The sequence below is a fragment of the Variovorax sp. Varisp46 genome (assembly GCF_059491885.1).
Genome location: NZ_CP168515.1, coordinates 4,819,973 through 4,839,226, shown reverse-complemented (window position 1 = coordinate 4,839,226; position 19,254 = coordinate 4,819,973). Strand labels below are relative to the sequence as shown.

At 64.7% G+C, this 19,254-nt stretch carries 18 protein-coding genes; 14 read left to right on the top strand and 4 right to left on the bottom strand.

The window, feature by feature from the left end:
* Positions 1-103: 103 nt before the first annotated feature.
* On the bottom strand, positions 104-1,081 hold the full coding sequence (locus ACEN9N_RS22930; protein WP_413331710.1) for a Bug family tripartite tricarboxylate transporter substrate binding protein: 978 nt from the start codon (positions 1,079-1,081) through the stop codon (positions 104-106).
* A 323-nt stretch (positions 1,082-1,404) separates the two neighbouring features.
* On the opposite strand from ACEN9N_RS22930, the gene ACEN9N_RS22925 reads away from it, so the two are divergent.
* The 5 genes from ACEN9N_RS22925 to ACEN9N_RS22905 all read left to right on the top strand — a co-directional run bounded on the left by ACEN9N_RS22925 (position 1,405) and on the right by ACEN9N_RS22905 (position 7,746).
* Complete coding sequence (locus ACEN9N_RS22925; RefSeq protein WP_495654597.1) at positions 1,405-4,167, top strand: type VI secretion system Vgr family protein; 2,763 nt, start codon at positions 1,405-1,407, stop codon at positions 4,165-4,167.
* 15 nt (positions 4,168-4,182) lie between these two features.
* A complete protein-coding gene (locus ACEN9N_RS22920) occupies positions 4,183-6,033 on the top strand; it encodes a LysM peptidoglycan-binding domain-containing protein (RefSeq protein ID WP_495654596.1) in 1,851 nt (616 codons plus the stop codon).
* Between the two features lies 1 nt (position 6,034).
* Entirely contained in the window at positions 6,035-6,586 is a 552-nt protein-coding gene (locus ACEN9N_RS22915; RefSeq protein WP_495654595.1) for a hypothetical protein, read from the top strand.
* A 90-nt stretch (positions 6,587-6,676) separates the two neighbouring features.
* Complete coding sequence (locus tag ACEN9N_RS22910) at positions 6,677-7,222, top strand: hypothetical protein (protein WP_157632289.1); 546 nt, start codon at positions 6,677-6,679, stop codon at positions 7,220-7,222.
* Between the two features lie 146 nt (positions 7,223-7,368).
* Positions 7,369-7,746: a VOC family protein gene (locus ACEN9N_RS22905; protein ID WP_413315263.1), complete on the top strand. Its 378-nt coding sequence runs from the start codon at positions 7,369-7,371 to the stop codon at positions 7,744-7,746.
* Positions 7,747-7,771: 25 nt separating this feature from the next.
* Here ACEN9N_RS22905 and ACEN9N_RS22900 read toward each other — a convergent pair whose 3' ends face one another.
* Complete coding sequence (locus ACEN9N_RS22900) at positions 7,772-8,353, bottom strand: superoxide dismutase (RefSeq protein WP_495654594.1); 582 nt, start codon at positions 8,351-8,353, stop codon at positions 7,772-7,774.
* A gap of 31 nt (positions 8,354-8,384) precedes the next feature.
* Positions 8,385-9,050 carry a helix-turn-helix transcriptional regulator gene (locus ACEN9N_RS22895; RefSeq protein ID WP_495654593.1) on the bottom strand — a complete coding sequence of 222 codons (666 nt, stop codon included), beginning with the start codon at positions 9,048-9,050 and terminating at the stop codon, positions 8,385-8,387.
* Between the two features lie 243 nt (positions 9,051-9,293).
* Here ACEN9N_RS22895 and ACEN9N_RS22890 point away from each other — a divergent pair, with 243 nt between their 5' ends.
* Genes ACEN9N_RS22890 through kdpE form a run of 9 tightly spaced genes read left to right on the top strand, consistent with a single transcriptional unit; the run spans position 9,294 to position 18,076 of the window.
* A complete protein-coding gene (locus ACEN9N_RS22890) occupies positions 9,294-9,431 on the top strand; it encodes a hypothetical protein (protein WP_495654592.1) in 138 nt (45 codons plus the stop codon).
* Positions 9,428-9,526 (top strand): K(+)-transporting ATPase subunit F, encoded by a 99-nt coding sequence (gene kdpF, locus ACEN9N_RS22885; RefSeq protein WP_019657711.1) that lies wholly within the window; start codon positions 9,428-9,430, stop codon positions 9,524-9,526. The genes ACEN9N_RS22890 and kdpF overlap by 4 nt, the downstream gene beginning before the upstream one ends.
* Position 9,527: 1 nt before the next feature.
* Entirely contained in the window at positions 9,528-11,327 is a 1,800-nt protein-coding gene (gene kdpA / locus ACEN9N_RS22880; protein ID WP_495654591.1) for a potassium-transporting ATPase subunit KdpA, read from the top strand.
* 10 nt (positions 11,328-11,337) lie between these two features.
* Positions 11,338-13,437: a potassium-transporting ATPase subunit KdpB gene (gene kdpB / locus ACEN9N_RS22875; protein WP_495654590.1), complete on the top strand. Its 2,100-nt coding sequence runs from the start codon at positions 11,338-11,340 to the stop codon at positions 13,435-13,437.
* 13 nt (positions 13,438-13,450) lie between these two features.
* Positions 13,451-14,089, top strand: a complete 639-nt coding sequence (kdpC, locus tag ACEN9N_RS22870; protein WP_495654589.1) for a potassium-transporting ATPase subunit KdpC — start codon at positions 13,451-13,453, stop codon at positions 14,087-14,089.
* A 16-nt stretch (positions 14,090-14,105) separates the two neighbouring features.
* The gene (locus tag ACEN9N_RS22865; RefSeq protein ID WP_007838094.1) at positions 14,106-14,483 is read left to right on the top strand and encodes a hypothetical protein; all 378 of its coding nucleotides are present in this window, start codon (positions 14,106-14,108) and stop codon (positions 14,481-14,483) included.
* Positions 14,473-14,604, top strand: a complete 132-nt coding sequence (locus tag ACEN9N_RS22860; RefSeq protein WP_007838092.1) for a hypothetical protein — start codon at positions 14,473-14,475, stop codon at positions 14,602-14,604. Before ACEN9N_RS22865 ends, ACEN9N_RS22860 begins: the two co-directional genes overlap by 11 nt.
* A 12-nt stretch (positions 14,605-14,616) precedes the next feature.
* Entirely contained in the window at positions 14,617-17,373 is a 2,757-nt protein-coding gene (locus ACEN9N_RS22855; protein WP_413331702.1) for a DUF4118 domain-containing protein, read from the top strand.
* 4 nt (positions 17,374-17,377) lie between these two features.
* Positions 17,378-18,076 (top strand): two-component system response regulator KdpE, encoded by a 699-nt coding sequence (kdpE, locus tag ACEN9N_RS22850; protein ID WP_413315252.1) that lies wholly within the window; start codon positions 17,378-17,380, stop codon positions 18,074-18,076.
* A 31-nt stretch (positions 18,077-18,107) separates the two neighbouring features.
* On the opposite strand, the gene ACEN9N_RS22845 is transcribed toward kdpE, so the two are convergent.
* Entirely contained in the window at positions 18,108-19,238 is a 1,131-nt protein-coding gene (locus ACEN9N_RS22845) for a zinc-binding dehydrogenase (RefSeq protein ID WP_007838086.1), read from the bottom strand.
* Positions 19,239-19,254 lie beyond the last annotated feature (16 nt).

The window sequence follows — 19,254 nt, the reverse complement described above, 5'->3', positions numbered from 1 at the left end:
GGGCAGGGGTGGGGGCAAGCGGCGCATCCATCGCTCATGGCATGTTCGGCGCCGTCAACCCCCAATCCCCACCTTCCCCCAAAGGGGGAAGTGGCGAGAAGGGCTATTCGATCGTCGCGCCCGAGGCTTGCACGATCCCCTTCCACTTCTCGTAGTCGGTCTTCAGCAGCGCGCCGAACTGCTCCGGCGTCATGCTTTGCGGCTCTGCGCCCTGGGCAATGATGGCCGCCTTCATTTCGGGCGTGGCCAGTAGCTTGTTGATCGCTGCATTCAGCGTGGCGACGACGTCCTTGGGCGTGCCGGCCGGCACGAAGACGCCGTACCAGGTGCTCACGTCGAAGTCCTTGTAGCCCAGCTCGGCCACGGTGGGCGTGTCGGGCAGCGAGGTGCTGCGCTTGGCGGAGGTGACCGCCAGCGGGCGCAGCTTGCCGGCCTTGATCTGGGCCATGGCCGAGGGCACCGACGACACCATCAGGTCGACGTTGCCAGCGAGCACGTCCATCATGGCCGCGTTGGAGCCCTTGTAGGGCACGTGGCGCATCTTGATCTTGGCGGCGCCGTTGAAGATCTCGCCGGCCAGGTGGATGGTGGTGCCGTTGCCTGGCGAGCCGTAGGTGACCGTGTCGGGCGCGGCGCGCGCAGCCGTGACCACGTCGTTCAGCGTCTTGAACTTCGAGTTGGCCTGCGTGACGATCACCACCGGCGTGTAGGCCACGTGGGCTACGGCGGTCAGGTCCTTCACCGGGTTGTAGCTCAGGTTCTTGTAGAGCCAGGGCGCGACGACCATGTTGTCCTTCTGGCCCATCACGATGTCGTAGCCCGTGGGCGCGGCGCGCGCGGCCTCGGCAATGCCGATGGTGCCGCCGGCACCTGCGCGGTTGTCAGGCACCACGGTCCAGTGGTTCGCCTCGGTGAGCTTCTGGGCCACGAGGCGCGCCAGGATGTCGGTGCCGCCTCCGGGCGGGAAGGGCACGATCATGCGGATGGGCTTGGCGGGGTAGGACTGCGCCTGTGCAGCCGTGGCAAAGGCCAGGGGAAGTGCCAGCGCGAGGGCCAGCGAGCGGATGAGTTTGCGGATCATGGGGTTGTCTCTGTATGGGGGCGAATCGGGTTGCAGACTTGAGGCCTCGTCGGGCACTGCACCGGGGTGCAGTGTGCCGGAAGCGGAGCCGCAGGGTTTTCGTGGTTCGCGAAGGGCCTCTTCTCGGGCTGCGGCGGCTCCGCAACGTGCATTGCTTCACGAATTGCGCACGTGCGCACGCGATGGCTACTTTGGGTTGCTTTCGGGGTGGCCAGAGCGGGTTACATAATCCAACAAAACGGCCCCCCAGACCCTGAGGGCGGCCAATCAGGGAGTCTCATGTTCATCTTCGATCGTGCGAGTGCGCGTGCTCGCCCGCGCCCGTGAAAAGGCGCGTCACCCTCCGCTCGCCCTTGGGCGACGCGTTGCAGTTCCATCGCCTGGCCGGGCGCGAAGCGCTGCACCAGCTCTTCGAATTCGACGTCGACTTGCTGGGCCACAGCAACGCCATCGACCCGAAAGCCCTGCTCGGCAAGACGGCCACCGTGGCGATGGAAACCGAGCGCGGCGACCTGCGTTATCTCGGCGGCATCGTCACCTGCTTCGGCCTGATCGAAGAAGACGCGCGCCAGTCCTTCTACGAGATGAAGCTGCGTCCATGGCTGTGGCTGGCAACACGTCGGAGCGACTTCCGGGTCTTCCAGGGCAAAACCGTCCCCGACATCCTCACCGAAGTGCTCGACAGCTACGGCTACCCCATCGAGAAGAGGCTCAGCCGCGAATACCGGTCGTGGGACTACTGCGTGCAGTATCACGAAAGCGATTTTTCGTACATCTCGCGCCTGTGCGAATTGGAAGGCATCTACTACTACTTCAGGCACGAAGCAGAGCGGCACGTGCTGATGTTCGCGGACGACATCGCCATCTCCCACGATCCGTTGCCCGGAGGCGATACCGTGCGCTTCCACCCGCTGGAGAAAGCGGGCATGACCGGAGGTGGCTCAAGTCCGAGCGAGTGCATCTATGAATGGCAGTCCGGCGAAGAAATCCGCCCGGGGTTTCATTTCACCAACGACTACGACCCCCTCAAGCCCAGGGCGGACCTTTCCAACCAACGTCAAATGCCCCCAGGCCATGCCCATGACTCCTTCGAACTGTACGAATGGCCTGGTGGCTACAAGCAGCACAACGACGGCGAAGCCTACGCGCGCATCCGTACTGAAGAACAGTTGAGCGAGCGCAGTGCTGCGAGCGGGCATTCCAACAGGCGCGATCTGGCGCCGGGCCACACCTTCCAGCTCGCCAGCCACCCGAGGGAAGACCAGAATCAGAAATACCTTCTGACGGGCGTCGAGTACGAGCTGCAGGAAAATCTTCAAGCCAGCGAAGGTGCCGACGCCTCCGAAGGCTCCGTTCAGCGCTTCGCCTTCAAGGCGCAGCCCGTGACTTACGCATGGCGACCGCCGCGCACCACGCCCAGGCCGCGCACACGTGGCCCGCAGACGGCCATCGTGGTCGGCCCGGAGAACGAAGAAATATGGGCCGATCGGTACGGCCGCGTCAAAATCCAGTTCTACTGGGATCGTCTGGGTCAGCGTAACGAGAACTCCAGTTGCTGGGTGCGCGTGGCCATGTCTTGGGCCGGCGCGACCTTCGGCACCGCGGCCTTGCCGCGCATCGGCCAGGAAGTCATCGTCGATTTCCTGAGCGGCGATCCGGACTACCCCATCATCACAGGGCGTGTGTTCAATGCCGAGAACATGCCCGCGTGGCACCTGCCCGATCAGAAGAACCTCTCGGGCATTCGCAGCCGCGAACTGAGTCCAGAAGGCAGTTCTGGCGGGACGCGCGGCAATCATCTGGCGCTGGACGACCATCCCGGAAAAATCCAGGCCCAGCTCAAGAGCGATCACCTCAGCAGCAGCCTGAGCCTGGGCCACATCGGCCGCATCGACGACACGGCAGGCCGCAAAGACGACCGAGGCCAGGGCGCCGAACTGCGCACCGATGGCCATGCCGCGGTGCGCGCAGCCAGGGGCCTGCTGCTCACCACCGAGACACGGCCCCATGCGCAGGGCCACATCACCGATCTGGGCGAAACGGTCGCGCGCCTGACGGCCGCGCGCGATCTGCATGAACGCCAGAGCCAGACCGCCCAGCAGGCCAAGGCGCACGGGGCGGGCGATCAGGACGCCGTCACCCAAGCGCTGAAGGAACAGAACGACGCCATCAAGGGCAGGGGTGGCGACAGGCAGGAGGGCCGGTTTCCGGAGCTCGACGAACCCCATCTGGTGATCGCCAGTGCGGCGGGCATCCAGAGCACGGCGGCAGGCGCCACGCACATCGCCAGCATCACCCACAACGCATTGAGCAGCGGTGGCCACACCAGCATCAGCGCGGGCAAGAGCTTCCTGGCCAGCGTGAAGGAAGCCGTGCGCCTGTTCGCCTACAAGTCCATCCGCCTGACTGCGGCGACCGCCGGCATCGACATCGTCGCCCTGCAAAACAGCATCAACCTCCTGGCGAAGCTCGACATCAAGCTGGAGGCCGAAAAGATCAGCATCACCGCCAAGGAAGAGATCCTGATCAACGGGGGCAGCAGCTTTACCAGGTGGAACGCCTCGGGGATCGTGCATGGCACCCGCGGGCTTTGGCGCGAGCATGCGGGGGTCCACAGCTTTGCGGGGCCTATGAGTATGGAAAAACTTCTGCGGATGCAAGGCGTCGGTCACGACGACAAATACAGCGTTCGCTTCGCCCCTCTTGGCAGCGACGAAGTCTTCAAGCATGTGGAAATGGCAGGGCTGCCTTACAAAATCCTTGACGAGCGGCAAGCCATCACGGCCGAAGGGATCATTCCGGACGACGGACGACTTCCAAGAATCACCTTCGAGACGCCCGACGAGGCGACGTTGATCGTGGGCGAAGAGACGTGGGACTGGAACCCAGTTCCCACGATTCGCACGCGGCAGAGCGATCCCAATACCGCCGAAATAGAAAGCCAGGAGGCCGTCGAGAGCGATGGCGTGGACGACGGCTTGGACACCGTCGAAAACTCAAAGTACGCCCAATCAGGAGTCGGTTCTGGCCTCAACCATTTTCTTTCTGAATCCGCGGTGGAAGCCCACCTGAATGGACTGGCCTGAGTTCTTGGATATGACATGTCAAAGCTGATATCCGCTACCTATCACCCCAACATCGAAGTCGCGGAGTTCATCTGTGAGGATGGCCGCCATTTGCTGCGCTCCGGTGGAACACTGCCATGGCGAATCAACAACCCCGGCGACTTGACGGCTCGAATGGTAGGTGGCGCGCCCGCCCCCAGGAAGGCCAAAGGCTATGTGGGGTTTGCCACGACCAAGTCCGGCAGAACCTTCCTGATCTTTCCCGATGAGGATTCCGGGCGAGCAGAGCTGAAGGCAAACCTGAAACGCTTGCACGGCGATCGAACCATCCCCGAAGCCATTCCTGTCTATGCCCCCAAGGGGGAAAACAACACGGAAAAATACGCAAACGACCTGCTCCGCACGAGCGGCATTCCGGCCGACCGGAAGCTCAGCGAATGCACCGACGCCGAGCTCGAAAAGATAGTGGACAGCATCTCGGAAATCGAGGGCTACCACGCCAAGCCTGAAACCCGCAAGGAAACATGGGTGGTCGTGAGCACGATCAACGCCACCAATGGCAGCCAGCCCTTGCCCGACACGGAAATCATCCTGCAAAGAGGAAGCAGGGAGGAAAAGGTCAAATCCGATGCCACAGGCCGCTTCCCGTTGGTGATCCATCCTTCGGACAAGGCCGCTGTGCACGTCAAGGTCACAGACCCGAAGACCAAGGAGCCCGTGAAGGTCGGGACGATTCAAGGCGACACCGGGCAGGACTTCAATCTTCTGGCGAAGTTCAGAAAATGGAAAGGTGTCGCTGGGTCGGAGAAGATCAACAGTTCCACGCTGGACCAAAAGAAGCCGATGAGCTACGTGGTGCAGCCCGGAGACAGCCTGGGAAAGATCGCGAAGCTGTATCGCACCAGCGTTGCCGCAATCAAGGATGCCAACGAGTTGAGCAGCGACCGGATCTATCCTGGCGAAGTGCTGCTGATTGGTGGGAGGGGCAAGGAGCCTGGCGCAGCACAGTCGGCTTCAATTTCCACCGCACCAAAAGCTGCATCAGCAAGCACGCCACTAATTCCGAAAGCCCGACCTCGTGCTGCTCCGCCAGCAGCGCCTATTCCGTCAAGCACGCAACCCTCGGATTCGGAACGATCCAAGGAGGGAACGGGAAAGGTCTTGGCACTGATCAATCCGTGGCCTGGGCGAGCGCCGTGGATGCCTATTGCGATTGTGGAGGCGAAGCTTAGAGCTGGTGAAACCGAATCTACTCTGCAAGAAAAAATAAATTATCACGTCGAAATCAACGATGGCTTGAAATCTCTGAACGGGAACAGCAACGCGTGGTGTGCTGCTTTTGTCAATTGGTGTCTGTCGCAGGCAAAATATCCGATCGACAATATCGGTTTTCCCAATCACAAAGCTGCGAAGGCACGTGCGCACAGTTTTTATGAAGTAGACGGTCCCAAAGAGAAGTCAGAAAAAACAGCGCGCATGATCCGAAATCCCTTGTTTGTTGAGCTGGACAAGCCAATATATGGCGCCATTGCAATGGTTACATCAAAATCTGATCACGGGCATCATGTGGGATTTGTATATGCAAAAAACGGCTCCAATGGGTTGATATTGCTTGGCGGGAATCAAGATCAGCAAATAAATTTTTCGTACTTCAATATCGCGCCTGTTGCTGCGCGTACAACAAAAAATAAAGATGGGAAGAAGGTCGTGCATAAAGGTGACCCTAATCATTTGAAGTACTTCGTGCCAATTGCATATTATGAGCAGGCTAAGAAGGATATTTCTGACCCTGGGCTGGAAGAGATGAAAGCAGTCGAAATAAATAAAAGAATGGGAATCGATGCTGGAAAATCTAATGCGAATAAAGAAACCCCAACACTCACTTGACATGACTTATTTTTGGCGGTCATCACTGCAGCGATTGCTATGGAAGGCGACGACATTTTTTGCCTTGCTTTTTAAATCTACTTCCTTTGCTTTTGCAGGATATGCTGGTGGCCCTTATGTCGTATGGGTAAATCTTGATCATTCTCCCGACAAAAGGAGGATCGATGGGGTGATTGCTGATTACGCGACGAGTAAGGCAGTTAACTGCGATGGACAGTGGAAAATGGGGGATTCTTTACTGTATATGAAGAAGCGCCCTCCATTGATTGATAATGATTTAGTTGAGGGTGTTTTTTTGAGAAAAAACAGTGCTCAAAAAAAACGATTGAACTTCGCATTGAGGAATTATAGGGATATTGATTTTCATCACCACGACGGCCTTGATGGCATTATTGCGTATACGACTCAAGGCGACGCAAAAATGATGAGCTTGACAACGGGGAAAAATAAAATTGAATCCGTAACCATTGCGTCGCATGGTAATCGTCCTGCGAAGGAGGACATAGAAGATGCGTTCTGTGCACTCCTCCCTCCAATAACTCGCGCGCCGTAGGATTGGATTGGATTGGAAGAGATGGGATGGTGGTGGTTTACTCCAATAAAGGTGGGTCGCATATGATGAATTTCGTAACGGGAGCTGAGTGTGACGAATTTTTTGTTCTTCAAAAGTGTGGTTTTTGCATCTTGGGCGGCCTTTTTGTTTGGTTTTTCTTTGAACTCATTTGCGGGATATAGGGATGATCGACTGGTGGTTTGGGTGAACCTGGAGAGAGGGGGCAAGGGGTTGAATGTTGATGAGGTAATTCATGATTTCATACATTCAGGTCGAGTTGATTCGAGTTGCGGCGTGCGCTGGGAGCAGTGGGGGTCAACCTTGTATATGAGGAAGCGCCCTGATGGAATTACTGATGATCTGATTCGAAAGGTTTTTATTGAAAAAGACAGGCCATCGCTTCAGCGTTTGAATCACTTGCTAAAATCGTTCAAAGATCCCGAAATTGGGGCGGATGAAGGATTGGATGGCGTCGTGGTTTACTCCAGCAAAGGTGGGGCTCGCATGATGAATTTCATAAGAGGTAGGAAGAAGATCAAAAGCTACTCGTTGGCTTCGAACAATTCCTTGGTTAAGGCTCAAGATGTCGAAGAAGCGTTTTGCGTGCTTTTGCCTCCCACAACCCGCGCGCCGTAGAGCTTTCGATCGCTCCACGGCTCGTGCGAGCAACTAGCGCGGTATTGACACCGGCCGCCGCGAGGCAAATACTTCACCGAATGGTTGAGTATTTTTGGCTCGCCCGCCGCGCGTCCACCGCGCAATGGGCTTCACAGGAGACTCCCATGCTCGGAAACATCAACGCCGTGGCCAACCTCGCGGTGAAAGACCTGGCCGTGGCGCGCCGCTTCTACGAAGGCACGCTGGGCCTGACGCAGGTCGATGCGCAAGGCGAGGAGGTGATCGTCTATCGCAGCGGCACTACGCGGATCAACGTCTACCGTTCCTCATTCGCCGGCACCAACCAGGCCACGGCCGTGACCTGGTCGGTCGATGGCGATATCGAGCGGCTCGTGGCGGCGCTCAAGGCCAAGGGCGTGCGCTTCGAGCACTACGACATGCCCGGCATGAAGCTCGAAGGCGACATCCATGTCATGGACCACATGAAGGTCGCCTGGTTCAAGGACCCGGACGGCAACATCCTCAACCTGATCAACGGCTGATGAGGATGCCGCGCCCGAACCCGGTTCAGCCGAAGTTCTTCGCCGCGAAGTCCCAGTTCGCCAGCTTGGCCAGGAAGGTCTCGACGAACTTCGGGCGCAGGTTGCGGTAGTCAATGTAGTAGGCGTGTTCCCACACGTCCACCGTCAGCACCGGGGTGTCGCCGGTGGTCAGCGGCGTGCCCGCGGCGCCCGTGTTCACGATGTCCACCGACCCGTCGGCCTTCTTCACCAGCCACGTCCAGCCCGAGCCGAAGTTGCCTACGGCCGACTTCACGAAGGCTTCCTTGAACGCGTCGTAGCTGCCCCACTTGGCATCGATGGCCTTGGCCAGGGCGCCGGTCGGAGCGCCGCCGCCCTGGGGCTTCATGCAGTTCCAGAAGAAGGTGTGGTTCCAGATCTGTGCGGCGTTGTTGTAGATACCGCCGCTGGACTTCTTGACGATCTCCTCGAGCGTCATCGATTCGAACTCGGTGCCCTTCTGCAGGTTGTTGAGGTTCACCACGTAGGCGTTGTGGTGCTTGCCGTAGTGGTATTCGAGGGTTTCCTTCGAATACTCGGGCGCCAGTGCGTCGAGGGCGTACGGCAAGGGAGGGAGCATGTGTTCCATGGTGGGTTTCCTTTGGTGGTGATGAAAAAAATCAGGTGCCCTGCCTGGGGCTGACCTGGTAGGCGCAGCGCCGCGCGCCTGCGAGCACGTGCTCGACGCGGCTGACGCTCACGTCGGGCCCCAGCACCGCGTCGAAAAGCTGCAGTTCGCTGCGGCAAAAGCCTGTGCAGGCCTGTGCCGCGGTGCAGATGGGGCAGTGGTTCTCGATGAAGAGGAAGCCGTCGCCCTCGGGCCGGAACTCGGCCATGTAGCCTTCGCGGCTGCGAATGTCGGCCAGCCGCTCCAGCCGCGTCTGGAGGCTGCGCGCGCCGCGCAGGGCCTCGGCGTAGTTGGCGCGCATGGTGTCTTCGCGCGCGGCGATGAGCTGGTCCATGCCGGTGTTTCCGAACACGCGGATCACGGCACTGATCATCTGCACCGTCATCTCGGCATGCGTGTCGGGAAAGCGCTTGTGGCCTTCGCCGGTGAGCCGCCAGATCTGCGTCGGCCGCCCGCGCCCGCCGGGGCGGCTTTGCGCATCGACCAGGCCGTCGGCCTCCAGCTTGACCATCTGCTGGCGCACCGCTTCCACCGTGACCTTCAGCACCTTGGCGATGTCGGGAATGCCGAGCGCCCCGCGCGTCTTGAGCGTGGACAGGATGCGGTCGGCCGGCTGGTGCGGCAACCAGGCGGGCTTGGCGTCGATGGGGACGGGCATGGACGGCTTCGTGGGGGATGCGCAGGATCGACCTGCCATTTATCAAGCAAACGCTTTGATTATTGAGCAAGGCCGCGAACGCTGTCGAGGACTGCGGCGCGATGACCTCGGCAGGCCGCGGGGCTATCGGGGACGGGGGCGCGTTTTTACGTTTTCTTTATGCGGCCCCACGGACTCTGTTCCCCGTTTTTATGCACCGCTGCCGAGACTGAAGGTCTTGAATTTCGCTGCAGGAGTTGATGAATGGACATCGTCTGGATGGGCGCCTTGGTGGCGCTGTGGGCCGTGGTGGGGGCCATGGTGGTCGGGCTGAACAGGCTCGATGCGCCGAAGAACCCGTCGAACAAGGCGTCGAACGCCGCCGATGGAGCCGCGTCGTGATCAGCCTCGAAGTTCTTTACGGCTTCGGCGCGTTGATCGCCGTGGTTCTTTTCGCGTACCTGGTGTTCGCGCTGATCTGCGCGGAGGAATTCTGAAATGACTTCCTCCGCCTGGGGCCTGCTGGCCCTTTTCCTGGTGCTGCTGGGCCTGCTCGCATGGCCGGTGGGCAAGTTCCTTGCCGCGCTGTGCAACGAGCGCGTGCCGCGCTGGATGCAGCGCGTCGAGGCGCCGCTCTACAAGCTCGCCGGCACCAAGCCCGAGCAGCCGATGCACTGGCTGCGCTATGCCTTCGCGCTGCTGGCCTTCAATGCCATTGGCGCGATCTTCGTCTATGCGCTGCAGCGCCTGCAGGCGTGGCTGCCGCTCAACCCCGCGGGCATGGCGGCCGTGTCGCCCGACTCGGCCTTCAACACCGCGGTGAGCTTCGTCTCCAACACCAACTGGCAGGGCTACGGCGGCGAGTCGACCATGAGCTATCTCACGCAGATGCTCGGGCTCTCGGTGCAGAACTTCTTCTCCGCCGCCACCGGCATCGCCGTGGCCTTCGCGCTGGTGCGCGGCTTCGCGCGCCGCGGCGACGGCAAGGGGCTGGTGGGCAACTTCTGGGCCGACATCACGCGCGTCACGCTGTGGGTGCTGGTGCCGATCTCCTTCGTGCTCGCCGTGGTCTTCGTCGGCCAGGGCGTGATCCAGAACTTCGACGGCTACAAGGAGGTGAGCACGCTCGAAACCACCGCCTTCCAACAGCCGAAGAACGGTGCCGACGGCCAGCCACTGAAGGATGAAAAGGGCCAGCCGGTGATGGAAGACGCCACCACCAAGACGCAGACGCTCGCCATGGGCCCGGTCGCTTCGCAGGAAGCCATCAAGATGCTCGGCACCAACGGCGGCGGCTTCTTCAACGCCAACTCGGCGCACCCGTACGAGAACCCGACGGCGCTGGTGAACCTGCTGCAGATGCTCGCCATCTTCCTGATTCCGGCGGCGCTGTGCTTCACCTTCGGCCACGTGGTGGGCGACATGCGCCAGGGCTGGGCCGTGCTCGCGGCGATGACGGTGATGTTCGTCGTTGCCGTCATCGTCATCACGCCCGCCGAGCAGGCCGGCAACCCGCTGCTGACTTCGCTGGGCGTCGACCAGATGCACGGCGCGCTGCAGGCCGGCGGCAACATGGAAGGCAAGGAGGTGCGCTTCGGCATCGATGCCTCCTCGCTCTTCGCCGCCATCACCACGGCCGCTTCCTGCGGCGCGGTCAACGGCATGCACGACTCGCTCACCCCGATGGGCGGCATGGTGCCGCTGGTACTGATGCAGCTCGGCGAGGTGGTGTTCGGCGGCGTGGGCTCGGGCCTGTACGGCATGCTGGTCTTCGCGATGCTCGCGGTGTTCATCGCCGGCCTGATGATCGGCCGCACGCCCGAGTACCTCGGCAAGAAGATCGAGGTGCGCGAGATGAAGCTGATCTCCATCGCCATCCTGGTCACGCCGATCCTGGTGCTGGCGGGCACGGCGGTGGCGGTGATCGCGGGCGCGGGCAAGGCCGGCATCGCGAACCCCGGCGCGCATGGTTTCTCCGAAATCCTGTATGCGCTGACCTCGGCCGCCAACAACAACGGCAGCGCCTTCGCGGGCCTGTCGGCCAACACGCCGTTCTACAACGGGCTGCTCGCGCTGGCCATGTGGCTCGGCCGCTTCGCGATGATCGTGCCGGTGCTCGCCGTGGCCGGCGCGCTCGCGGCCAAGAAGCGCCTGCCCGTCACCAGCGGCACGCTGCCCACGCACGGCCCGCTGTTCGTCTCGCTGCTGATCGGCACGGTGCTGCTGGTCGGCTTGCTCAACTACGTGCCGGCATTGGCCCTCGGGCCGATCGTCGAACACCTCGTGCTCTGGAAATAAGGAGCGCACCATGACTGTCCACACCAAAACATCTCTTTCGCTGTTCGACGCAGCGCTGGTCAAGCCCGCCCTGTGGGGCGCCTTCGCCAAGCTGAATCCGCGCACCCAGTGGCGCAACCCGGTGATGTTCATCGTCTACATCGGGAGCATCCTCACCAGCCTGCTCTGGGTGCACGCGCTGAGCTTTCCCGGTGACACCGGCATGAAGCCCGCCTTCGTGCTGGCCGTGACCATCTGGCTGTGGTTCACCGTGCTGTTCGCGAACTTCGCGGAAGCCTTGGCCGAGGGCCGCAGCAAGGCGCAAGCGGCTTCGCTGCGCGGCCTGCGCAAGGACACCTGGGCCAAGAAGCTCCATGAGCCGCATCACGGCGCGCAGTGGCTTCCCGAACAGGCGCCCAACCTGCGCAAGGGCGACGTCGTGCTGGTCGAGACCGGCGACGTGATTCCGCTCGACGGCGAAGTCATCGAAGGCGTGGCCTCGGTCGATGAAAGCGCCATCACCGGCGAGTCGGCGCCCGTGGTGCGCGAATCGGGCGGCGACTTCTCGGCCGTCACCGGCGGCACCCGCGTGCTGTCGGACTGGCTGGTGGTGCGCATCTCGGTCAACCCGGGCGAGTCCTTCCTCGACCGCATGATCGGCATGGTCGAGGCCGCCAAGCGGCAGAAGACGCCGAACGAGATCGCGCTGACTATCCTGCTGATCGCGCTCACCCTCGTGTTCCTGATGGTCACGGTCACGCTGTTGCCGTTCTCCATCTTCAGCGTGGAGGCCGCGGGCGCCGGCACCGTGGTGTCGCTCACCGCGCTGGTCGCGCTGCTGGTGTGCCTCATTCCGACGACCATCGGCGGGCTGCTGTCGGCCGTGGGCGTGGCCGGCATGAGCCGCATGATGCAGGCCAACGTGATCGCCACCTCGGGCCGCGCGGTGGAAGCGGCTGGCGACGTCGACGTGCTGCTGCTCGACAAGACCGGCACCATCACGCACGGCAACCGCCAGGCCAGCGCATTCCTGCCCGCGCCGGGGGTGACCAAGGCGCGCCTCGCGCGCGCCGCGATGATGGCCTCGCTGGCCGACGAGACGCCCGAGGGCCGCAGCATCGTCGAGCTCGCGCGCCGCGAAGGCCTGGAGCCGACGCCGGTGGAAGGTGCCCGCTTCGTCGCCTTCACCGCGCAGACGCGCATGAGCGGCGCCGATCTGCCGGCCGCGCCGAACAGCCTGGACACCGACCTCGTGCTGCTGCGCAAGGGTGCGGTCGACGCGGTGCGCCGCCACGTCGAGGCCATCGGCGGCACGGCGGCGCAAGAGGTGCTTCGCGCGGCCGAGGAAACGGCCCGCCGCGGCAGCACGCCGCTGGCCGTGGCCGAGGGCAACCGCGTGCTCGGCATCGTCGAGCTCAAGGACATCGTCAAGACCGACATCAAGGAGCGCTTCGCCGAGCTGCGCCGCATGGGCATCAAGACGGTGATGATCACCGGCGACAACAAGCTCACCGCAGCAGCCATCGCCGCCGAAGCCGGCGTGGACGACTTCCTGGCCGAGGCCACGCCCGAGGACAAGCTCGCGCTCATCCGCCAGTACCAGTCCGAAGGCCGCCTCGTGGCCATGACCGGCGACGGCACCAACGACGCCCCCGCGCTCGCGCAGGCCGACGTGGCCGTGGCCATGGGCAGCGGCACGCAGGCCGCGAAGGAGGCCGGCAACATGGTCGACCTCGACTCCAACCCGACCAAGCTGCTGGAAGTGGTGGAGACCGGCAAGGCGCTGCTGATGACGCGCGGCTCGCTCACCACCTTCTCGATCGCGAACGACGTGGCGAAGTACTTCGCCATCATCCCGGCGATCTTCATCTCGACCTATCCGCAGCTGGGCGCGCTCAACGTGATGCGGCTGGCGAGCCCGTCGTCGGCGATCCTGAGCGCGGTGATCTTCAACGCGCTGGTGATCGTGTTCCTGATTCCGCTGGCGCTCAAGGGCGTGCGCTACCGGCCGGTGGGCGCCGCCGCGCTGCTGCGCCGCAACCTGGCCATCTACGGCCTGGGCGGCCTGCTCGTGCCTTTCATCGGCATCAAGCTGATCGACTGGCTGCTTGTCGCCGTGCATCTCGTCTGAGGAGTATTCCGTCATGAACAACAACATCGTCAATGGCAACGGCAATGGCAGCGAGGGCGGCATCGTCCGCCCCGCGCTCGTGCTCTTCGTGCTGCTGAGCGCGCTCACCGGCCTGATCTATCCGATGGCCGTCACCGGCGTTGCGAAGACGGCGTTCCCCGCGCAGGCGGACGGCAGCCTCATCGTGCTCGACGGCACCGTGGTGGGCTCCAAGCTCATCGGCCAGAACTTCAGCGATCCGAAGCACTTCTGGAGCCGCCCCTCGGCCACCGCGCCGCAGCCCTACAACGCGAGCGCTTCGGGCGGCTCCAACCAGGGCCCGCTCAACCCCGCGCTGACCGATGCGGTGAAGGCGCGCGTGGAAGCGTTGCGCGCGGCCGATCCGGACAACACTGCGCCGGTGCCCGTCGACCTGGTCACGGCCTCGGCCAGCGGGCTCGATCCCGACATCAGCCTCGCCGCCGCTCAGTACCAGGTGGCGCGGGTGGCGCGCGTGCGCGGCATGCCGCTGTCCGAGGTCCAGTCGCTGACCGACAGGAACACGCAGAAGCCGCTGCTGGGCTTTCTGGGCGAGGCGCGCGTCAATGTGCTGGCGTTGAACATCGCGCTCGATGCCGCTTCGGGTTCCTTCAGCCCTTCGGTTCCGCGTTGAGGAGAAAAAACCAACCATGGCCTATGCCGCCTATCGAGAACACCCCGGCGTGCAGAGAACGCACGCTCCCCTGAACAAGCAAGGCAACGGCAGAAATGGAAGCAGCGCGTTCTACGTGCTCGACGTCACGGTCTGCTGCGCCGACGCGCTGCGCGTGCGCCGCAGCATCGCCGGCTGCCCCGAGGCCGGCGTGGTGCGCTGCGAGCCGCTGCTGCATGCCTGCAGCTCGCAGGAAAGCGACGCGCCCTGCGTGCGCCTGATGATCCGCCTGCCGCTCGCGCGTTATGCCGACGTGCTGCACCGGCTGATCGAATGCGTGCCTTCGGGCGAGATCGGCCGGCTCGTGAGCTGGCGCGAACACCTCGCGCGCTGCGGCCTGCGCCATGGTCACTGACCTGTTGATGGCGCTGCTGGCCATGGCGGCGCTGTTCGTGCCGCTGGGCTTTGCCTGGTGGGTGCTGTCGCGCACCGCTCGGCGCCATGCAGGCCGCCGCAAGGATCGCCCGATGCGCTAACCTGTGCCGCCGATGAACGAAGTGCTCCGCCCCGATCCCGACGCGCTGCTCGCGCAGCTGCGCAGCGACGAGGCGCGCGCCCAGCGCGGCAAGCTGCGCATCTATTTCGGCGCCAGCGCGGGCGTCGGCAAGACATGGGCCATGCTCAGCGCCGCGCAGCGCGAGCGTGCCACCGGGCGCGACGTGCTGATCGGCGTGGTCGAGACCCATGGCCGCAGCGAGACCGCCGCGCTGCTCTCGGGGCTGGAGGCGCTGCCGCTGCGCGAACTGGACTACCGCGGGCGCACGCTCGCCGAGTTCGACCTCGACGCCGCGCTCGCGCGCAAGCCCGCCGTGCTGCTGGTCGACGAACTGGCCCACACCAACGCCCCCGGCTCGCGCCACGCCAAGCGCTGGCAGGACGTGCAGGAGCTGCTGGCCGCCGGCATCGAGGTGTGGTCGGCGCTCAATGTGCAGCATCTCGAGAGCCTCAACGGCACGGTCGGCGCCATCACCGGCGTGCGCGTGCACGAGACCGTGCCCGATACCGTGCTCGACGAGGCCGACGAGGTGGTGCTGGTCGACGTCACGCCCGACGAGCTCACGGCGCGGCTCGCGGCCGGCAAGGTCTACCTGCCGCAGCAGGCGGAGCGCGCCGCGCAGAATTTCTTCCGCAAGGGCAACCTGATCGCCCTGCGCGAGATCGCGCTGCGGCGCACCGCCGAGCACGTGGAGGACGACGTGCGCGGCTGGCGCGTGGAGCAGTCGGGCCCGGGCGGCGCGGGCGCAAACGGCAAGGGCCCCGGCCTGCAGGCCTGGAACACATCGGGGGCGATCCTCGCGTGCGTCGGCCCGCACGAGGGCGCGGCGCAGACCGTGCGCACGGCCGCGAGGCTCGCGGGACAGCTCAACGTGCGCTGGCACGCGGTGTACGTCGAGACGCCCCGGCTGCAGCGGCTGGCCGCGGCGGAGCGCGACCGCATCCTCGCGGTGCTCAAGCTGGCGGAAGAACTGGGCGCGGCCACGGCCGTGCTCACCGGCTCCGACGTGGCCGAGCAGCTCGCCGAACAGGCACGGCGGCTCAACTGCGCCACGCTGGTGCTCGGGCGCTCGCAGCCCGAGGCCGGTTGGCGGCGCTGGTGGTCCGCGAGGGCGGTGCCGCTCGCGCGCGCATTGGCGCAGCGCGCGCCGGCGCTCGACATCATGGAAGTGGCGCCCGCCGAAAGCTCGCGCCGCCTGTCGCGCGCGCCGCTGCAGGGCGCGAGCATCGACAGCGACGACCACGAGAAGGCGCCCATCTACTGGCCCGGCTACGCATGGGCGGCGGCCACCAGCATCGCGCTCACGCTGGCGTGCACGCCGCTGGTCGGCGTGCTGGAGCTGTCGAACATCGTCATGCTGTTCCTGCTCGGCGTGGTGGGCGTGGCGATGCGTTTCGGGCGCGGGCCCTCGGCACTGGCCGCCCTGCTCAACGTCGCGGCTTTCGACTATTTCTTCGTGCCGCCGCGCCTGTCGTTCGCGGTGAGCGACGTGCAGTACGTGCTGACCTTCGCGGTCATGCTCGGCGTCGGCCTGCTGGTGGGCCAGCTCATGGCGGGCCTGCGCTTCGCGGCCGGCGTGTCGACCAGCCGCGAGCGGCGCGCGCGCTCGCTGTTCGAGCTGACGCGCGAACTGTCCGCCGCGCTCGAAAGCTCGCAGGTGATCGCGCTCGGCGCCGCTGCCGTGCGGGGCCACTTCGGTGGCGATGCGCTCGTATTGGTGACCGATACATCCGATCAGCTGGTGCAGCCTTCCGACCCGCCTCAGGGCTTCGACCCGCAGGTCGCCGATTGGGCCTTCCGCCACGGCCAGCCGGCAGGACTCGCCACGGCCACGCTGGCCGCGCAGCCCTGGCACTACGTGCCGCTGCAGGCGCCGATGCGTGTGCGCGGCGTGCTCGCGCTGTCGCCCGCGCAGCCGCGCTGGCTGCTCATTCCCGAGCAGGCGCAGCAGCTCGACACGCTGGCGCGGCAGATCGCGATCGCGCTGGAGCGCGTGCACTACGTCGAAGTGGCGCAGCAGGCCGTGGTCGAGATGGAGTCGGAGCGCTTGCGCAATGCGCTGCTCGGTGCCATCTCGCACGACGTGCGCACGCCGCTCACCGCGCTCATCGCGCTGGCCGAGTCGCTGCAGACATTGCCACCCGGAGAGCACGCCGAGGCCGCGCGCGCCATCGTCGCGCAGGCGCACGAGCTGCATGCGCTGGTGAGCAACCTGCTCGACATGGCGCGGCTCGAAAGCGGCATCGCCGGCGGCGCTGTGAACCTGCGGCGCGACTGGCAGTCGGTGGAGGAAGTGGTGGGCTCTGCCATTCGCGCGGCGCGCACTTCGCTGGGCAGCACCGTGGTGCAGACCGCGCTCGACCCGGAGTTGCCGCTGGTCGAGTTCGACGCCGTGCTCATCGAGCGCGTGCTGGTCAACCTGCTGGAGAACGCCATCAAGTACGGCGCGCCGCCCATCGTGGTCGGCGCGCGTGCCGAGCCCGGCGCGCTGGTGCTGACGGTGCGCGACCACGGCCCCGGCCTGCCGGCCGCGCTGCTGGGCCACGAACAGAAGCTCTTCGACAAGTTCACGCGCGGCGAGGCCGAATCCGCCACGCCGGGCGTGGGCCTGGGCCTGGCGATCTGCAAGGCGGTGGTGAGTGCGCACGGCGGTGAAATCGCGGCCGGCAACGCGCGCGACGGCGGTGCAGAATTCACGGTCACCCTGCCGCGCCGCGAGCCACCCGAGCCGGCCGAAGCCCAACTCTGACCCCATGCCAGCCCCCACCGCCATCGTGATCGAAGACGAGCCGCAGATCCGCCGCTTCGTGCGCGGTGCGCTCGAGGCCGAGGGCTGGGTGGTGCATGAAGCCGGCAGTTTGCGCGACGGGCTCGCCGCAGCGGGCACGCGCCAGCCCGACCTGCTGGTGCTCGACCTGGGGCTGCCCGACGGCGACGGCGTCTCGCTGATCCGCGACGTGCGCGGCTGGTCGGCCGTGCCGATCATCGTGCTGTCCGCGCGCAGCGACGAGGCCGACAAGATCGCCGCGCTCGACGCGGGGGCCGACGACTACCTCACCAAGCCCTTCGGCACAGGTGAGCTGCTGGCGCGCGTTCGCGCCAACCTGCGTCGTCCGCGTGCGGTGGGCGGCAGCGCGGACGAGGCGCCCGAGGCGCTGTTCCGCTTCGGCGAGATCGAGCTCGACCGCGCCGCGCGCCTCGTCCGTCGTGCGGGCACCGAGGTGCACCTGACGCCGACCGAATACCGCCTGCTGTCGGTGCTGGTCGCCAATGCAGGCCGCGTGTTGACGCAACGCCAGCTATTGCGCGAGGTGTGGGGCCCGTCGCACACCGGCCAGAGCCACTACCTGCGGATCTACATGGGGCATCTGCGGCAGAAGCTCGAAGACGATCCGGCGCAGCCTCGGCATCTGCTGACCGAGACGGCTGTGGGGTATCGGCTGGTTGTTTAGCTCTCGGGTGCGTGCGTTCAGGGCGCAACGTTCAAACAGCAACACCCTTGTTCGGATTCAGCAAGAACTTCTCCCCCGTAGCCTGCTTCCCATAAACCCCGATCGCATCGAGCTGCAGCGCCTCGACCAGCGAAACCTCACGCGTGTACTTGCTCGCGAACGTGGTCTTCAGCTCCGCGACGACGCGCGCCTTCAAACGCTTGGTGCCTTCGTCGCCGAGTTTTCCGAGGAACGGGAACAGCAGCCACCCGCCCATGCCCCACGCCATGCCGAAGTTGCGCACGAACTCGGTCGGGCTGCGGTCGAGGCCGCCGTAGATGTACACCTGCTTGTGCGTGGTCGAACCGTAGCGGCTGTATTCCTTGGCCGTGCGGTTGATCGCGGCTTCCATGCAGCCGAGGATCTGCCCGGCGAGCTTGCCGCCGCCGGTGGCGTCGAAGGCCAGCGTGGCGCCGGTCTCGACCAATGCCTGCGTCAGGTCTTCGAGGAAGGTGGGCGAGGTCGCGTTGCACACGTACTTCGCGCCCAGGCCGCGCAGCAGGTCTTCCTGCTCCTGCTTGCGCACGATGTTGACGAGCGCGATGCCATCCTTCTGGCAGATCTTGTTGAGCATCTGGCCCAGGTTCGACGCGGCGGCCGTGTGCACCAGCGCCTTGTGGCCTTCCATGCGCATGGTCTCGACCATGCTCAGCGAGGTGAGCGGGTTGACGAAGCACGACGCGCCTTCGGCCGGTGTGGTGCCTTCGGGCAGTTCCATGCACTGGGCAGCGGCGAGGCAGCGGTACTGCGAGTACATCGCCCCGCCGATGGCCGCCACGGTCTTGCCGAGCAGCGCCTGCGCAGCCGGCGACGAACCGGCCTTGACCACCACGCCCGCGCCTTCGTTGCCGACCGGCATCGACTGGTCGAGCCGCGCCGCCATGGCGGGAAGCGCGCGCTCGGGCACCGTGGCGGTGACGACCGGGCGCTCGGCGGTGCCCGAGGCCTTGGCGGTGCTCATGTCGGCCGCACCGAACAGCAGGCCGAGGTCCGACGGGTTCAACGGCGACGCCTCGACGCGGATCACGACTTCGTGGGCCTGCGGTTCGGGGATCGGGTCGTCGTGCAGCGAGAGTTCGAGTTCGCCGTTGGCGCGGATGAGGGAGCGGATTTGCAGTGCCATGGGAGGCCCCTTTTCA

Coding starts and splice junctions, on each gene's coding strand:
- ACEN9N_RS22930 (WP_413331710.1), bottom strand. CDS start 1,081: ATGATCCGCAAACTCATCCGCTCGCTGGCCCTCGCGCTGGCACTTCCC.
- ACEN9N_RS22920 (WP_495654596.1), top strand. CDS start 4,183: ATGTCAAAGCTGATATCCGCTACCTATCACCCCAACATCGAAGTCGCG.
- ACEN9N_RS22915 (WP_495654595.1), top strand. CDS start 6,035: ATGACTTATTTTTGGCGGTCATCACTGCAGCGATTGCTATGGAAGGCG.
- ACEN9N_RS22905 (WP_413315263.1), top strand. CDS start 7,369: ATGCTCGGAAACATCAACGCCGTGGCCAACCTCGCGGTGAAAGACCTG.
- ACEN9N_RS22900 (WP_495654594.1), bottom strand. CDS start 8,353: ATGGAACACATGCTCCCTCCCTTGCCGTACGCCCTCGACGCACTGGCG.
- ACEN9N_RS22895 (WP_495654593.1), bottom strand. CDS start 9,050: ATGCCCGTCCCCATCGACGCCAAGCCCGCCTGGTTGCCGCACCAGCCG.
- ACEN9N_RS22890 (WP_495654592.1), top strand. CDS start 9,294: ATGGACATCGTCTGGATGGGCGCCTTGGTGGCGCTGTGGGCCGTGGTG.
- kdpA (WP_495654591.1), top strand. CDS start 9,528: ATGACTTCCTCCGCCTGGGGCCTGCTGGCCCTTTTCCTGGTGCTGCTG.
- kdpB (WP_495654590.1), top strand. CDS start 11,338: ATGACTGTCCACACCAAAACATCTCTTTCGCTGTTCGACGCAGCGCTG.
- kdpC (WP_495654589.1), top strand. CDS start 13,451: ATGAACAACAACATCGTCAATGGCAACGGCAATGGCAGCGAGGGCGGC.
- ACEN9N_RS22865 (WP_007838094.1), top strand. CDS start 14,106: ATGGCCTATGCCGCCTATCGAGAACACCCCGGCGTGCAGAGAACGCAC.
- ACEN9N_RS22860 (WP_007838092.1), top strand. CDS start 14,473: ATGGTCACTGACCTGTTGATGGCGCTGCTGGCCATGGCGGCGCTGTTC.
- ACEN9N_RS22855 (WP_413331702.1), top strand. CDS start 14,617: ATGAACGAAGTGCTCCGCCCCGATCCCGACGCGCTGCTCGCGCAGCTG.
- kdpE (WP_413315252.1), top strand. CDS start 17,378: ATGCCAGCCCCCACCGCCATCGTGATCGAAGACGAGCCGCAGATCCGC.
- ACEN9N_RS22845 (WP_007838086.1), bottom strand. CDS start 19,238: ATGGCACTGCAAATCCGCTCCCTCATCCGCGCCAACGGCGAACTCGAA.